This is a genomic window from Nonomuraea sp. WAC 01424 (genome assembly GCF_003947315.1).
GTDB lineage: Bacteria > Actinomycetota > Actinomycetes > Streptosporangiales > Streptosporangiaceae > Nonomuraea > Nonomuraea spiralis.
The window spans coordinates 250486-265599 of sequence record NZ_QHHZ01000005.1; the positions used below are offsets into that span (position 1 = coordinate 250486).

12 protein-coding genes are annotated in these 15114 nt (G+C 72.4%); 2 read left to right on the forward strand and 10 right to left on the reverse strand.

What is annotated here, in order from left to right:
- Positions 1-34 precede the first annotated feature (34 nt).
- From DMB42_RS16005 to DMB42_RS16020, 4 genes are all read right to left on the reverse strand, one after another.
- Positions 35-2398, reverse strand: a complete 2364-nt coding sequence (locus DMB42_RS16005; RefSeq protein ID WP_260477726.1) for a nitrate- and nitrite sensing domain-containing protein — start codon at positions 2396-2398, stop codon at positions 35-37.
- Positions 2399-2585: 187 nt separating this feature from the next.
- A complete protein-coding gene (locus DMB42_RS16010; protein ID WP_260477727.1) occupies positions 2586-4097 on the reverse strand; it encodes a prenyltransferase/squalene oxidase repeat-containing protein in 1512 nt (503 codons plus the stop codon).
- The gene (locus DMB42_RS16015; protein WP_125635265.1) at positions 4094-4921 is read right to left on the reverse strand and encodes a terpene synthase family protein; all 828 of its coding nucleotides are present in this window, start codon (positions 4919-4921) and stop codon (positions 4094-4096) included. Before DMB42_RS16015 ends, DMB42_RS16010 begins: the two co-directional genes overlap by 4 nt.
- Entirely contained in the window at positions 4918-6252 is a 1335-nt protein-coding gene (locus DMB42_RS16020) for a cytochrome P450 (protein ID WP_125635267.1), read from the reverse strand. Before DMB42_RS16020 ends, DMB42_RS16015 begins: the two co-directional genes overlap by 4 nt.
- A 122-nt stretch (positions 6253-6374) precedes the next feature.
- On the opposite strand from DMB42_RS16020, the gene DMB42_RS16025 reads away from it, so the two are divergent.
- Positions 6375-7397 carry a polyprenyl synthetase family protein gene (locus tag DMB42_RS16025; RefSeq protein ID WP_221762179.1) on the forward strand — a complete coding sequence of 341 codons (1023 nt, stop codon included), beginning with the start codon at positions 6375-6377 and terminating at the stop codon, positions 7395-7397.
- A 72-nt stretch (positions 7398-7469) separates the two neighbouring features.
- Here DMB42_RS16025 and DMB42_RS16030 read toward each other — a convergent pair whose 3' ends face one another.
- The 3 genes from DMB42_RS16030 to DMB42_RS16040 form a co-directional block, all read right to left on the reverse strand.
- Positions 7470-8399 carry an aldo/keto reductase gene (locus DMB42_RS16030; RefSeq protein ID WP_125635269.1) on the reverse strand — a complete coding sequence of 310 codons (930 nt, stop codon included), beginning with the start codon at positions 8397-8399 and terminating at the stop codon, positions 7470-7472.
- 152 nt (positions 8400-8551) lie between these two features.
- The gene (locus DMB42_RS16035; RefSeq protein ID WP_125635817.1) at positions 8552-10057 is read right to left on the reverse strand and encodes an MFS transporter; all 1506 of its coding nucleotides are present in this window, start codon (positions 10055-10057) and stop codon (positions 8552-8554) included.
- Positions 10057-10659 carry a TetR/AcrR family transcriptional regulator gene (locus tag DMB42_RS16040; protein ID WP_125635270.1) on the reverse strand — a complete coding sequence of 201 codons (603 nt, stop codon included), beginning with the start codon at positions 10657-10659 and terminating at the stop codon, positions 10057-10059. Before DMB42_RS16040 ends, DMB42_RS16035 begins: the two co-directional genes overlap by 1 nt.
- A 121-nt stretch (positions 10660-10780) precedes the next feature.
- Here DMB42_RS16040 and DMB42_RS16045 point away from each other — a divergent pair, with 121 nt between their 5' ends.
- Entirely contained in the window at positions 10781-11326 is a 546-nt protein-coding gene (locus DMB42_RS16045) for a TetR/AcrR family transcriptional regulator (protein ID WP_260477728.1), read from the forward strand.
- On the opposite strand, the gene DMB42_RS16050 is transcribed toward DMB42_RS16045, so the two are convergent.
- From DMB42_RS16050 to DMB42_RS16060, 3 genes are all read right to left on the reverse strand, one after another.
- Complete coding sequence (locus tag DMB42_RS16050) at positions 11264-12757, reverse strand: wax ester/triacylglycerol synthase family O-acyltransferase (RefSeq protein ID WP_125635274.1); 1494 nt, start codon at positions 12755-12757, stop codon at positions 11264-11266. The genes DMB42_RS16045 and DMB42_RS16050 overlap by 63 nt on opposite strands.
- A gap of 144 nt (positions 12758-12901) precedes the next feature.
- Complete coding sequence (locus DMB42_RS16055; RefSeq protein ID WP_125635276.1) at positions 12902-13975, reverse strand: sulfite oxidase; 1074 nt, start codon at positions 13973-13975, stop codon at positions 12902-12904.
- Between the two features lie 152 nt (positions 13976-14127).
- The gene (locus DMB42_RS16060) at positions 14128-14964 is read right to left on the reverse strand and encodes a hypothetical protein (RefSeq protein WP_125635278.1); all 837 of its coding nucleotides are present in this window, start codon (positions 14962-14964) and stop codon (positions 14128-14130) included.
- Positions 14965-15114: the final 150 nt, after the last annotated feature.

Here is a 15114-nt window from a genome sequence, read left to right on the forward strand (position 1 = left end):
GTCGGGCCTCCCGTCGGGAGCCGGGCCGCGGCGCTCATGCCTCGCCTCCCGGCTGCTCATCCATGATCCTGGCCGCCTCGGTGCGGCCAAGACGGGTGCCTGACTGCAGGGATCCCATCATGGCGCGGATCTCCTCGGGCGAGCGCTCGTCATCGTCCTCCTCGAAGTCGGGCTGCGTCGGCGTGTCGTCACGCAGCGCTGGCGCCAGGTTGGCCTGGGGGACTCGGAAGGGCAGGCCGGACGGCGTGAACTCGGCCACAGGCTGCTGCTCCGGTTCCGCGGGCGGTTCTGGTTCAGGTGAAGGCGAAGGTGCCGGTGCTGGGAAGGGTGCTGCCACTACGGGGACGTGCGAGGGGCCGGGCCCGGCGGGGACCGGCCCGGGGGCGGGCCTGGCGGCAGGGCTGGCGCCAGGCCTGGGGGCGGGACTGGGGACGACCGCCATGGGACGCGGCGGCGTCAGGGTGCGGACGTTCTCGGCGGGCCGCGCGACCGTGGCCAGCGTGGTCCCGGTGCTCGTCCGGCGCGGCAGGCTCGGCCGGGAGTCGCCCTCCGGGTGCCGCGGCACGGGGTCGAGCTCGACGAGCTCCTGCGGCAGCAGCACCACGACGGTCGTCCCGCCGTACGGGGACGCCTTCAGCACGACCTGGATCTCGTGCCGGCGGGCGAGCTGGCTGACCACGTAGAGGCCCAGCCGGGCGGTGCCGGAGATGCGGAACTCGGGCGGGTCGGCGATGCGCTCGTTGGCCGCGTCGAGGTCCTCGGTCTTCATGCCGAGCCCGCGGTCCTCGATCTCGATGACGTACCCGTTGGCCACGAGCTGCCCGCTGACCTGCACGTTCGTGTACGGCGGCGAGAACGACACGGCGTTCTCGATCAGCTCGGCCAGCAGGTGGATGACGTCACCGACGGCCCGGCCGACGAGCACCACGTCGCCCATCGGCATGAGCGTGACGCGGGTGTAGTCCTCGACCTCGGCCAGCGCGCCGCGCACCACGTCCACCATGGGCACCGAGCGGCGCCACGTACGGGCGGGGGAGGAGCCGGACAGGACGATCAGGTTCTCGGCGTTGCGCCGCATGCGGATGGCCAGGTGGTCGAGCCGGAAGAGCTCCTTCAGCTCCTCGGGGTCGGTCTCCCGGCGTTCCATCACGTCGAGGACGGTCAGCTGCCGGTGCACCAGGCCCTGCGTGCGGCGGGCCAGGCTGAGCAGGATGTCGCGGATGCTGCGGCGCAGCTCCGCCTGCTCGGCCGCGACGCTGATCGCCGTGCGCTGCACGGTGTTGAACGCCTGGCCCACCTGGCCGATCTCGTCGTCGCCGAACTCCAGCGCGGGCGCCTCCTTGGCGACGTCCACCACCTCGCCGTGGCCGATGCGCTCGACGATGCCGGGCAGGCGGTCGTCGGACAGCTCGTGGGCGGCGTCGCGCAGCTTCTTGAGCTGGGCGAGCAACTGCCTGGTCGTGGTGATGGACAACACGATCGAGGCGATGACGGCGATCAGGCCGAGACCGCCGGCCAGGAGCAGCCGCACGATGACGCCGATGGCGACGGGGATGATCCGGTCGAGCAGGCGGTCGCCGCCCGCCAGGGTCGTGGTCTGCATGCCGGCGAGCGTCCCGTCGGCCGCCACGCGCCAGCTCTCGCCGCTCATCGGAAGCGGGCCCATGCCCGGCTCGTGCTGGACGAGCTGCGCCTCCATGGCCTGCAACCGGACGACGGACTCGGTCTTGAGCCACGCGTCGAAGGCGGCCCTGTCCTCGTCGGGCAGCCTGTCCAGCGCCTCGGTCAGCGTGTAGTGGAAGATGCCCGACGTCTTGACGAACTCGGCGTGCTCGTTCTCGGTGAACGAGCCCTTGGCGAAGACGCCGGACAAAAGCGCGTCCTCACGGGCCAGGAACTCCCGCGAACGGGACATGTCCGACAGCGTACGGCCGATCTTGGCGATCTCCTTGTCGTCGAAGGCGGCCACGGAGTCGTACATGCGGTACATCGCGTCGATGGCGTTGTTGTACTGCCGCGTCGCCTGGGACAGGTCCGCCTTGCCGCTGTCGATCGCCTTGCGCGCCGCCACGAGCTTGTCCAGCTCGACGTTGACCTCGGCGATACGTTCGAGCAACGGCTCGTCGGAGGCGAGGTCGACCACGTTGCCCTCGGCCGTGGAGGTGAACTCCGCGCGCAGCGAGTCGGTCTTGGCCCGCTGGTCGCGCATGCCCCTGTCGACGGCCCGCGAGCCCGCGCCGAGGTGGGCGACGGTCAGCCGGCGCTCGCGCTGGAGCTCGACCAGCAGCGGCTCGCTCGGCTCGACGATCCTGCTGTCGACGGTCGCCGCCCAGAGCAGGTTGACGCCCTCTCTCAGCGTGACCCACGCCGCGAACGCCCACAACAAGGTGAGCGACACGATTAGCGCCGTGACTTTGGCCCGGACACTGGCATTACGGAAGCGCATGAAGCCCTCCGGTAGAAAAAACCGCTCGGTCAGCAGGCCATGTCAAGGCGGAGAAAGGGGCACTCCAGGAATCCGACACTCGGGTCACCCTAGCAACGCCGGAATACTGCCTCAACACGCTAGAGCACCATAAGGAGTATTATGTCCTATTTTCGTACCTGGAATTTCCTTCGGTGTGACATATTGTGACATGCTGAGCAGCGATGACCGCAGCCCGCACGATGGCTGTCGGTGAGTAAAGCTCCTTGTCATGCCACAGTGGTGGATAGTCAGATAAATTGGCCGACCGAATCAGGTACTCATAACCGCGTCGCGCGGCCCGTTCACATCGTTCGTCCGGATCGGGACCGGACAGCAGCAGAGCCTGCATCCCGTACGCGGTCTCCTCCGGCCGGCCGGCCCACCGGCCCCAGGATCCGTCGGCCCGCTGGGTCGCCAGGATCCACTCCCGCGCCCGGAGCACGGCCTCGGCGTACCCGGGGCCGCCGAACTCGCCCAGCGCCAGCACACAGCTCAGCGTGGCGTAGTACGGCGAGGCGTGCCACCTGTCGCTCCAGCTCCCGTCCGGACGTTGCCGCTCGGCCAGCCACCGCGCCACCCGCTCGATCCGTGCCCGGTACGCCTGCGCCGCCGCGGGCCTGGCCCGCGTGTACTGGCCCAGCGCGTCGAGCACGTGGGCGTTGACGCTGACGGACGAGCCGTCCTCGCCCTGCCAGGTGCAAAAGTGCGCGCCGGTGTCGAACGCCGCCAGCGACCAGGGCTCGTACGGCACCCCGAGCAGGGCCAGGGCGTAGAGCGCGACGCTGGTGGTGTCCGCGTCGGCCGGCAGGCCGGCTCCCGCGGGGGTGCCCTCGGGCCCGATGGCGGCCCTCAGGTCGGCCGTCATCTCCGGCGGCACGTCCACCGGCACACCCGCCCTGAGCAGCCAGCTCAGCACCCAGGCCCGTTCGAAGACGGTGATCGGCAGGCCCACGGGCACCGGGCCGCCGTACCGAAGGGCGACGGCCTCCAGGTGGTGCCTGGCCGGCCCCGCGCCCTCGTCCTCGGGCCGGGCGGACAGCCAGGCCGCCGTGGCGGCCGGCGAGGCGCCGACGGTGCCGATGGGCGTGGGCCGCACCGCGCCCGTCGCGCCCACGACCTCCAGCACGTGCTGGACCTTCTGCGGCGGCTCGCCGCCCGACTCCAGCAGCCTCCTGACCCGGCCGAGCCGCGTGGTGTCCATGCCGGGCGGCAGGGGCAGGGGCGGCCCGTCCACGTGGTCGTTCACGAGCCGGACGAGGGCCGGGACGATCAGCTCGATGGCCGGCGTGTCCGGCAGGTCCGACGCCTCGGCCAGCATCGGACGCAACGCCTCCAGCCCCGCCTTGACGGCCGGGAGCAGCGCGCCGGGGTCGCCCTCGCCGCGCGCGACCTCGGTGAGCAGGGCCTCCGTTGCGCTCAGCGTGGGCACCAGCGCGTAGCCGTCCGGAGCGCCCCACGCGCCGTCGCCGCGCTGCCCGGCCAGCAGGTACGCCACCCGCTCGCGGTGCCCGGCCAGATCGGGGGCGAGCGTGACCAGGCGCCCGGTCTCGTAGACCGACGGCGACACCTGGCCCCACGGCTTCGCCATCAGCTCGCCCACCAGGAGGCCGGCCTGTTCGGAGAGATTCACGTCGTCGCCCAGAAGTCGGACAGGCCGTAGAAACCGGCGCTGTAGTCGAGCTGCCATGTCAGGTACGCGGCCGGGCGCGGATGGCCGTCGCGCAGGGGTTCGATCAGCGTGCGCGCCTCGCGGGCCAGCTCGGCCATCCGCCCGGTCACCTCGTCCCGGGTCAGGCCGAGGGTGAAGGCGTTGAGGTCGCCGTACGCCTTCTCCCGGTGGTGCGTGGCCAGGTCGTTGAGCAGGCGCAGGTACCGCTGCACCGCCTCCCCGGCCGGGCGCAGCAGTTCCACGGCGGCGGGCGAGGTCACCTGGCCGGTCGCGATCCAGTGCGAGACGGCGACGAAGTACGCGCCGCAACTGCCGGCGTTCGCCAGGTACTCCTCGACGGCGGGCGGCCGGTCGGCGCGGCTCCACTCCCATTCGCGGGCCATGGCCGTGAGCATGCGGCCGAGCTGGTCGTGCCAGGTGGACCCGAGGTCCGGCGTGGTGTCCAGCATCGCCCGCAGGTCGGCGGCGAAGGCCCCGGCAGGGCCGCCGGGAGCGTCCGACAGGCAGTCGGCGACCAGCGCGGCGACGTCCTCGCGGGTGCCGGCCTCGTGGTCGATCAGCCGGTCGGCGGCGAACACCAGCAGCGAGGCCCGGTTGATCGCCCGCAGCTCCCCGGCCGTCGCCCAGGGCGAGCCGAACGCGCTCGCGAGCCCGAGCGAGGTGTAGAGCCCGGCGTCGAACGCGGCGGCCGGGAACAGCTCGCCGAAGCGTGCGGCGTGCCGGGCCAGCTCCCGGCCGCCGGTCACCGCCAGCGCGCAGGCGCGGCCGGTGTCGAAGGCGTTCACCGCCGTGCCTCCAGCGTCATGGTCAGGCCGCGCGGCGGGCGCAGCGAGGCGGCCAGGCGCGGTACGGGCGGCTGGTCGAGATGCACGTGCGGCCGGTACCTGCGCAGGATGCCGGCGATGAGCAGCGGCGCCTCCATCGCGAACAGGTGTTGTCCGAGGCACACGTGCGGCCCGGCGGCGAAGGGCCAGTAGGCGTAGCGGTGGCGCGGCGCGTCGCCGCCCGGCGCGAAGCGTTCGGGGTCGAACGTGGTGGGGCGGTCCCAGAACTCGGCCAGCCGGTGCGTCAGGTACGGGCTGAGGATCACCGTGGAACCCGCCTCGACGGTGACCCCGCCGATCACGTCGGTCGCGATCGCCGTACGGGGCAGGATCCAGCCCGAGGGGTAGAGGCGCATCAGCTCGCTGACGAACATCTTCAGGTACGGCATGCGCGGCAGGTGGTCGATGCCGACGGGGTCGTCCCCGACCACGCGGTCCACCTCGTCGTACACCTTGGCGGCGATCTCCGGGTGGGCCTGCAGCACCGGCCAGACCCAGGACAGCGCGGTGGTCGAGGTCTCGGTCGAGGCGCCGTGCATGGCGACGAGGTCGTCCCTGATCAGGCGGTCCGCGTCGGCGCCGCCGTCCTGCGTCCGGGCTCTGACCAGGCGCGAGACGACGTCGTCGCCTTCCTGCTCCTGCCCGCGGGCCTCGGCGATACGGGGGTAGACGACCTCGTCGATGGCTTTGATCGCCCGCCTGAACGCCCGGTCGCCCGGCATCGGGACCTGCTCCGGCACGAACGGCAACACCACGCGCAGCGCCTTGGCGGTGACGGCGACGTCGTAGGCGGGCACCAGCCGGTTGATGTCCTCCACCGAGATCTTCGCCCCGAAGAACAGCCGCACGATCACCGGGTGCACGATGGCCGACATGCCCTTGGCCACGTCGAACGGCTGCCCGGGGACGATGGTCGTGTCGATCAGCTCGTCCATGATCCGCGCCATGTTCTCGGCCATGGCGTTGACGTGCCGGGCGGTGAACAGCGGCTGGAGGATGCGGCGGCTCTCGGCCCAGTTCTCGCCGTCGGACAGGATGCCCTCGCCGAGCAGCGGCGCCAGCGGGTCCCAGAACATGCCTTCGCGCAGGTAGTTGGCCTGGTTGCCGGTGAGCACCCGCTCGACGTGGTCGGGGTGGGTGACGAGGTAGGGGCGGAAGGGGCCCATGTTCAGGCGTACGACCCGGCCGGCGGCCTCGGCTCCGGCCGCTTCGAGCGCGTGGACCGGAACCCGGTGTCTGGTGAGTCTGGTGAGGAAAGGGACAGTCCTGGTGGCAGTGGCAATATCCGCCACGAGTGTGTCTCCCTTGCGCCCGTCTTACATAACGGACATTTGATGACGAATGTAAAACCTAGGCTGGAGTATCACATGATCGTGCATGTAGATTCAAGATCGAACATTGGCAGGAGCACCACGTGAACCTCAGCCGCCCCGGCGCCCGGCTGTCGGACGCCGACATGATCGCCCGCTGTCGTCGCCTGGTGGAGCCCGCCATGCGCGCCGCGGTCGCGGGTCTGCATCCCTGGGGAGCCGCCATGGTCTCCTACAGCCTGGGCTGGTCGGACGCCACCGGACGGCCGTACGAGGGGGCCGGCGGCAAGAGCGTGCGCCCGGCCCTCGCCATCCTCAGCGCCGAGGCCGTCGGCGGCCTCGCCCACGAGGCGCTGCCGGGAGCCGTCGCGGTCGAGCTCGTGCACGCCTTCTCGCTCGTGCACGACGACATCATCGACCAGGACGAGCTGCGCAGGCACCGGGACGCCCTGTGGAAGGCGTACGGGGTCGGGCCCGCCCTGCTGGCCGGGGACGCGCTGCTGGCCCTGGCCGTCGCCCGGCTCGCCGACCGCCCCGAGGCGATGCGCTACCTTTCGGCGGCCCTCGTCGAGCTGGTCCAGGGCCAGACCGCCGACATGGCCTTCGAGAGCAGGCCGTGGAGCGGGCCCGGCGAGGTGAGCGTGGCCGAGTACACGCAGATGGCGGCGGGCAAGACCGGGGCCCTGCTGGGGGCGGCCGCGGCGGCGGGGATCGCGCGCGGCGGCCGGCCCGACCTCTCCGAACACATGTGGCGCATGGGGGTGGAGCTCGGCGTGGCCTTCCAGATCGCCGACGACGTGCTCGGGATCTGGGGGGATCCGCAGGTCACCGGGAAACCCGTGCACGGGGACCTGCGGCTGCGGAAGAAGACCGTACCGGTGCTGGCCGCGCTGGGATCGGGCGAGCCCGCATCACGCCGCCTGGCCGACGCGCTGGCCTCGGGCGAGACCGACGACGCGGCTCTGACCCTGGCCGCCTGCCTGATCGAGGAGGCGGGCGGCCGGACGATCGCGGACCGCCTGGCCGCCCGGCACCTGGAGGCGGCGCTGGCCGTACTGGACGAATGCCTGCCCGGCGCCGTCGCGCTCAGGGAACTGTGCGTCTCGCTGGCCGGCCGCGCCCGCTGACCCCGCTGGTTCCGCTGCCCGTGCGGGGCCGGGCGCGGGGCCGGGCGCCGGTCGTTCAGGGGCGGGCGGCGTTCAGGGGCGGGAGGCCGCGTCGAGCAGCGCCAGCTCCTCCTCGCCCAGCACCAGCTCCGCCGCCGCCAGCAGCGGCTTGAGCTGGTGCGGGTCGCGCGCGCTGGCCAGCGGCGCGGTGACCGTGGGCTGGGCGGCCAGCCAGGCCAGCGCCACCGAGGCCGGTTCCGTGCCGCGCTCGGCCGCCACCTTCAGCGGCCCTTCGAGCGCCCTGCGCCCGTGCTCGGTCTCCAGGTACTGGGCCGCCCCTCCCGCGCGCGGGCTGTCGACCGTGACGCCCGGCTGGTACTTGCCGGTCAGGAACCCGCGGGCCAGCCCGAAGTACGGCGTGCTCGACAACCCCTCCGCCGCCACGACGTCCCGCAGCTCACCCTCGTACGCCCGATCGACCAGGTTGTACGGCTGCTGCAACGCCACGTACGGGGCCAGCCCCTCCTCGCGGGAGAGCCGCAGCGCCTCGGCCAGCCGCGCCGCGCCGTAGTTGGACGCGCCGACGTGGCGTACCTTGCCCTCCTTGACCAGCGCGTCGAAGGCGGCCAGCGACTCCACCAGCGGCGTGTCGTGGTCGTCCACGTGCGCCCAGTACAGGTCGATGTAGTCGGTGCGCAGCCGGCGCAGGGAGTCCTCGACGGCCGTGCGGATCGTGGCCGGGGCCAGCCCTTCGAGCCCCTCCAGCATGCCGACCTTGGTGGACAGCACCAGGGAGTCCCGGTTGCCGCGGTCGGCCATCCACTCGCCGATGATCAGCTCGGAGGTGGACTCGCCGGTCACCCAGTGGGGGTAGACGTCGGCGGTGTCGATGAAGTTGCCGCCGCCCTCGACGTAGGCGTCGAGGACCGCGAACGAGGCCTCCTTGTCGGCGGTCCAGCCGAAGACGTTGGTGCCGAGCGATATCGGGAACACGGACAGGTCCGTGGTGCCTATTGATCTCATGCGGCCATTATCCGTGCCTCCCCCGAAGAGGCACGGACGGCGCCCCGGCGAACGCGCAGGCCACCGGCCCCGCGCCCACCTCGGCACCGGCGCCTGCCCGGCACCGGCGCCTGCCCGGCACCGGCGGCGGTCCGGCGGCGGGCGGCGGGCGGTCAGTGCTCGACGGCCCTCAGGTCGAGGTCGCGCGGGGTGAGCAGCCAGACCGCCACCGCGCCGACCAGGATCAGCGCCGCCCCCGCCCCCGAGGTCAGCGCCAGCGAGTCGGTGAAGGCCGCCCTGGCCGTCTCCACCAGCCGCGCCCCCTGCGCCCCCAGCTCGCCGGCCACGTCGAGGGCCCCGCCCAGCGACTCACGTGCCGCCTGCGCGCCCGCCCCCGCGTAGTCCAGCCCGCCCCGGTAGACCGCGGCCGCCACGCTGCCCAGCACGGCGACCCCGAGCGCCGCGCCCACCTCGTAGCTGGTCTCCTCGATGGCCGCTGCGCTGCCGGACTTCTCCGGCGGGGAACCTGCCATGATCACGGCCGAGGCGATGGCCAGCGCGCCGTTGCCCGCGCCGATCAGCGCCAGCGCGCCCGCGACCGGCCAGTAGCCCAGCGGCTGCGGCGCCAGCCACAACACCAGGAACCCCAGGCCCGTCACCACGAGCCCGCCCGCCAGCACCACCCGGGCCCCGATGCGCTCGGCCAGTACGGGCGCGAGCGGCGAGGCCACGAGCGCGGCCAGCGCGGCGGGCAGCAGCCGCACCCCCGTCTCCAGCGGCGCGTACCCCTGGACGAGCTGCATCCACTGCGCGAGCAGCAGCAGCACGGCCGCCATCGCGATCGACGTGCTCAGCGCCGTCACCACACCCGCCGAGAACGGCGGGCTGCGGAACAGCCTGATCTCCAGCAGCGGATCGGGCCGCCGCGCGCACCGCACCACGAACCAGCTCAGCGCGACCACCGCGACCACGGCGGCGGGCAGGGCGGCGGGCGAGGTCAGGCCGTCCTTGCCGAACGTCTTGACCGCGTAGAGCAGCGCCGTCATGCCCGCCATCGACAACACGGTCCCCAGCGCGTCCCAGCGGCCCGGCCTGGGGTTGCGCGACTCCGGCAGCAGGAACAGCCCGGCGGCGATGGCCGCCACCATGACGGGCACGTTCACCAGGAACGCCGACTGCCAGGCGAAGTGCTCCAGCAGGAACCCGGCCAGGATCGGGCCGAGCGCCGCGCCCATCGCCGCCATCGCCGACCAGACGCCGAGCGCCCTGGCCCGCTCGCCCGGATCGGTGAACAGGTTCCGGATCATGGACAGCGTGGACGGCATGATCATCGCCCCGCCCACCCCCAGCAACGCCCGTACGGCGATCACGTCGGTCGCCGAGTCGGCCAGCAACACCGCCGTCGATGCCAGCCCGAACACGCCGAACCCGGCCAGCAGCATGCGCTTGCGCCCCCACCGGTCGCCCAGCGCGCTCGCCGTCACCAGCAGCCCGGACAACACCAGCGAGTACGCGTCCACCATCCACAGCAGCTCGACCGAGGTCGGCCGCAGGTCCTCGGAGATCGCGGGCAGGGCGACGTTGAGCACGGTCATGTCCATGACCACGAGCAGCACACTGGCCGACAACACGGCCAGGCCCGCCCACCGCCTGCGCGCGGAGACGCCGGTGACCGCCATCACGACCGCCCCCCGCCCTCGGCCCCGGCCCCGGCCCCGGTCCCGGTCCCGGTCTCGGTCAGGAACGTCTCACGCAGTAGCCGGGGCACCTCGCGGCGGGCGACGTCGCCGCGTCGCAGGCTCTCCCTGACGGCCACGAGCAGGCCGTAGACCGTGTTGCTGATCCAGCGGGCAGGCAGGTCGGCGCGCAGCAGGCCGGCCCGTTGGGCGGCGGCGTACAGCGCGATCTCGTGCTCCTCCAGCTCGTCCGACCGCCGCAGCAGCTCCGGGTGCACGGCCATCGCGTAGTCGGTGAGGCCGAAGCCGTACTCGTCGGCAACGTCGACCAGCCCGTCCAGCAGGGTGTCGAGGGCCCGTCCGATCACGCCGGGGTCGGCCGAGGCGGCGGCGGCCGTCACGCCCGCGCGCACCTGGACCTGGTGCCACTGGTCGTGCGCGCGGTGGCCGAGCGCCGTCATCAGCTCCTCGCGGCTGCTGAACTGCCGGTGGAGCGTGGCCCTGCTGATCCCCACCGCCTCGGCGAGCTGGGCCATGGAGGCGGCCGGATGCTCGTTGAGGTGCTGGATCGCCGCGGTCATGATCTGCTCCCGGCTCACCGTCATGAGACGACTCCGTCTATTCTGCGACATTTACGTCTCAAATGCTACACCCCGGCCCGAGGGCAGTACGCTCTGGCCCGCGTGGGATGGCGACGAAGCCGCAGGTGGCGCTAGGGTGCGAGCTGTGTCGATCGGTGACGCGCGCACGCGCATCCTGGACCCGGTCGAGGAGCTGTTCGCGGGCAGTGGCTACGAGGCCACGCCGACCGCGGTGATCGCCAGGCTCGCGCAGGTCCCCAAAGGGCTGATCTTCCACTACTTCCCGCGGAAGATCGACGTACTGGTCGCCCTGGTCGACGAACGCACCCTGGTCGAGGAGGGGCGCGAGGTCGACGCCGTGCCCGGCGATCCGGCGGGCACCCTCGCCCGGCTGGCGCGCGGGCTGCCGCTGCGGGCTTCACCGGCGATGCGCCGCATCCTGTTCCGCGAGGCCGACACGCACGGCTCGGTCAAGGAACGGCTCGGCAGGCTCAACGGCGAGCTGATCAGGCGGGCCAGGTTCGCGCTGGAACTGGCGTTGCCCGGCGCCCGCGGCGACGCCGCCCGGCTGGAGGTGGCCGCGGCCACGTTCGCCGCCGTGCTGCTCTACCAGGAGAACCTCTGTCAGCTAACCGGTCACCAGATCGACCCCGACGCCGTCGCTGAACTCATCGCCCACGCCCTCGGCTAGCAGCTCGTCGAGGGCGTCGCGCAGGTGCCCGAGCAGGGACCACACGTCCTCCAGCCGCTCGGGGCAGGCCACGATGCCGAAGTCGAGCATGCCGTCGTAGGAGAAACAGGTGATGTTCACCCCGCCGGACACGTCGGTCAGCACCGACAGCGGGTAGTAGGCCAGCACCCTGGCACCGCACATGTACAGCGGGAACTGCGGGCCCGGCACGTTGCTGATGATCAGGTTGATCGGCGGGAACACCGACCCGGCCAGCCGGAAGATCGCCGGGGTGGCCAGGCTGGTGACCGGCGCGGGCAGCAGCGAGCACAACTCGCCGAGCCAGCTCGCCGGCGCCACGGCGAAGCGCCGCTTGGCCCTGCTCATGGTCTCGCCGACCGCCCGCAGCCGTTCCCTGGCGTCGGCCACGTTCGTCGGTACGGGCGCCACCATGGCCGAGATCTGGTTGCCGACCACGTCCTTGGCCCCGCCCGTACGCACCGCCACGGGCACCCCGACCACCAGCGGCTCCTCCGGCAGCGCGTCCCGTTCCTCCAGCCAGGACCGCAGCGCCGAGGCGCACAGCGTCATCACCACGTCGTTGACGCTGACGTCGCCGGCCTTGGCGATCTTCTTGACCTCCTTCAGCGGCACCGACCCGAACGACAGATCCCGCCGCGCGCTGATCGGCCCGTTGAACGGCGTACGCGGCGCGGTCAGCCCCGGCAGCTCCGTCAACTCGGGCCGCCGCTGCTGGTCGCCCGTCACGAGCCGGGCCGCCCTGGCGATCATCTTCGCGCCGGGCAGCGCGCCGGCCAGCGGGATGGCGTCGAGGTCGCCCGCGGCCCTGACCGCCGACCGGGCGGCCAGCACCGGATGAGTGACCGACCGTACGGCGGCGCCGGCCAGCATCTCCAACAGGCCCGGCGCGTCGTCCTGCGCGGGCGGCGCCGGGCGCGGACCCCGCTCCCGGGCCCCCTCCGGGGTCAGGTCGAGCAGGGTCGCCAGGGTCTCCGCGCCCGACACGCCGTCGATGGCCGCGTGGTGCACCTTCGTGTAGACCGCGACGCGGTCGCCGGCCAGCCCCGTGATCAGGTGCATCTCCCACAGCGGGCGGGACCGGTCGAGCCTGCGCTCGTGGATCGCGGCCACCGCCCCGGCCAGCGCCTCGTCGTCGCCGGGCGCCGGCAGCGCCGTCTCGAACAGGTGGTTGGCGAGGTCGAAGGCCGGATCGGCACTCCAGTAGGGACGGTCGAGCCCGAACGGCACCTCGGTCAGGCGCAGGCTCAGCGCGGGGGAGAGGTGGACGCGGTCGAGCAGCAGCTCGGCCAGCGCGTCCCGGTGCACCGTGCCGCCGGAGGAGTCGAGGATCGCCAGGCCGGCCACGTGGGCCGCGGTGGTCTCGGACTCCAGGTGAAGGAACTGGGCATCCAACGGGCTCAGCTGGCGCATCGTGCTCTTCCCCTTTCCGTCGTGCGGCAAGCCTCGCACGATGTCATTTCCGTAACGTTTCCGCGAAAGTCTTTCAGATGAAATCCACAGCTACGGACCACGTTTCGGTGAATGTCCAGCTCAGCCGGGATCGGTGACAGTTACCTATCCGTTGACCACCTCGACCGGATGCCGGACGACCGCGTCGAAGGAGTAGCCGAAGGGGTGCTTGGGCGTGCGAAGGGGCTGCGTGGCGCCGGTCTCGTCGGTGGCCCTGGCCATCAGCACGGCGGGCCCGGTGTGCCGCGGCGCCCACTGGACGTGCCAGGGCAACCAGGCCCCGACCAGGTGCGGGCCGTGGTGTTCGGCCAGGTGCCAGGTGGCCCCGCCGTCGAAGCTGACCTCGACCTTGACGATCCGGCCGCGCCCCGACCACGACCGGCCGTGCAACACGTGCGGGCCGGGCCGGCCGCGCCAGGCGTGTGGGCCGCGGATCGGCAGCCGGGCGTCCCAGGGCAGCTCGAACGCGCTCTTGACCGGCTGCGCCGCGACGTCCCGGTAGAAGACGGTGTTCCACGGCGTGAACATCCTGCTGGTCGACACCTCGATGTCGCCCAGCCATTTGATGGACGCGATCCCCACCCACCCCGGCACCACCAGCCGGACCGGGAACCCGTGGTCGGGCGGCAGCGGGCGGCCGTTCATCTCGTAGGCCACGAGCACGTCGCCCACGGCCTTGGCGACCGGCAGCGGTCGGCGGACGTGGCCGTAGTGCTCGAAGGGCGCGTCGAGGCCGGTGGGCAGCACGTCCACGGCCTCGGGGCGCAGTCCGGCCTCCTCGAGCAGGTGGCGCAGCGGCACGCCGCGCCACCTGGCCACGCCGACGGCTCCGAGTCCCCACTGGGCGCCGGGCGCGGGGTCGCCCTGCTGGGTGCCGTAGAAGCCGCGGCCGTTGCCCGCGCACTCGATCGCCACGTCGTGGGTGCGCGACGGCATCGACAGCAGCTCGTCGTAGGTGAAGGCGCGCGGCCGCAGCAGCCCGGCGCCGTGCAGGTGCAGCTGCCAGGTGGCGGCGTCGATCAGCGGGGTGGAGGTGTGGTTCCTGACGAAGAAGCGGTCGTTCGGGGTGTGGTAGCCGACCCCGGACATCGCCTCCCATCGCATCTCGGCGTTGCCGTCGTGCACCCGGAACAGGTGGTCGGGCAGCGGCTTGACGATCGTCGCCGCGACTTGCTTCATGGGAGCCACCTCCGCAAGACGTATTTCCTACCTGGAAACCATTTAATCTCCTCGCGCTGTCTTCGCGTGCGCGTCCTTGCCGAATCCCGTCCCGATCGTGGGACCGTTCCAGCCATACCGGGACTTACCCAATGCCACGGGTGCGGCAACCGTCACATGCGTACAAGGGTGGCGAAGGGCTCACCAGCGTTGAGGCGGGTGATCAGGTCGAGCAGGCCGGCGCGCCCGCCGTGCCCGTCCAGCCAGCGGCTCACCTGGCAGGCGGATCGGGCGTACGTGGCGGGGTCGGCGCTCGCGGCCCGCAGCCACTCCTCCAACGTCACCGGCAAGGGCTGCCCGGACGGCGCCACCAGGCAACGGTCGGGCGCGGACGCGGGGGCGGGCTGCGGGGTCAGGTAACGCGGGTCGTCGGCGACCACCACGGCCAGCCCCTCGTCGAACCACTGCGGGACGGCGGCGGCGGACGTCAGCCTGGCGTGCAGCTCGACATGGGACATCTCGTGGGAGGCGATCACCGGGTCGAGGCCGCGCGGCGAGAGCATCACCGACCGGTTGAGCACCGCGACGCCGCGTTCCTGGCCGCCGCCGATGCGCCGGTAGCAGCTCTCGGTCAGGCAGACGAGCAGGTCGGGGGAGCTGAGGCGGGTGCCGTAGAAGCCGGTGACGCGGCGGGCCGCCTGGTCGGCCACCTCGCGGGCCCGTTCGCGCTGGGCTGCGGTCAGGCCGTCCTCGACGTGCAGGCCGGGTTGCAGCTCGGTCAGGCCGTAGCAGCCGGGGCAGGTGGTGGCGGCGAGCGAGGGATAGGCCAGGGCGACCCCGCCGATGGCCGTGGCCAGCACCGCGACCAGGGCGACGAGCAGGATCTTCCACCACCTGCGCCCTCTGCGGGCGCTCCTTCGCCGTGGGGTGGATCCGGTGGCACGGGTGCCGTCTCCGCCCGCCGGGGAGTCGGCGTTCTGGTCGGCGGGCGGGGGCGTGATCTCGTCCATCGCCGTCCAAGCTAGCGAAGCCACGACCCGGCCGCGCATGTACGGAGGAATGGGGACGGGCGGGCGCAAGTGGGCGCCTTCTGAGCAGTGCGGCAAATGTGCCGATTTGTGATGAAAAGTCCGAATTTGGGGGTAGGGATTCTGGTGGAC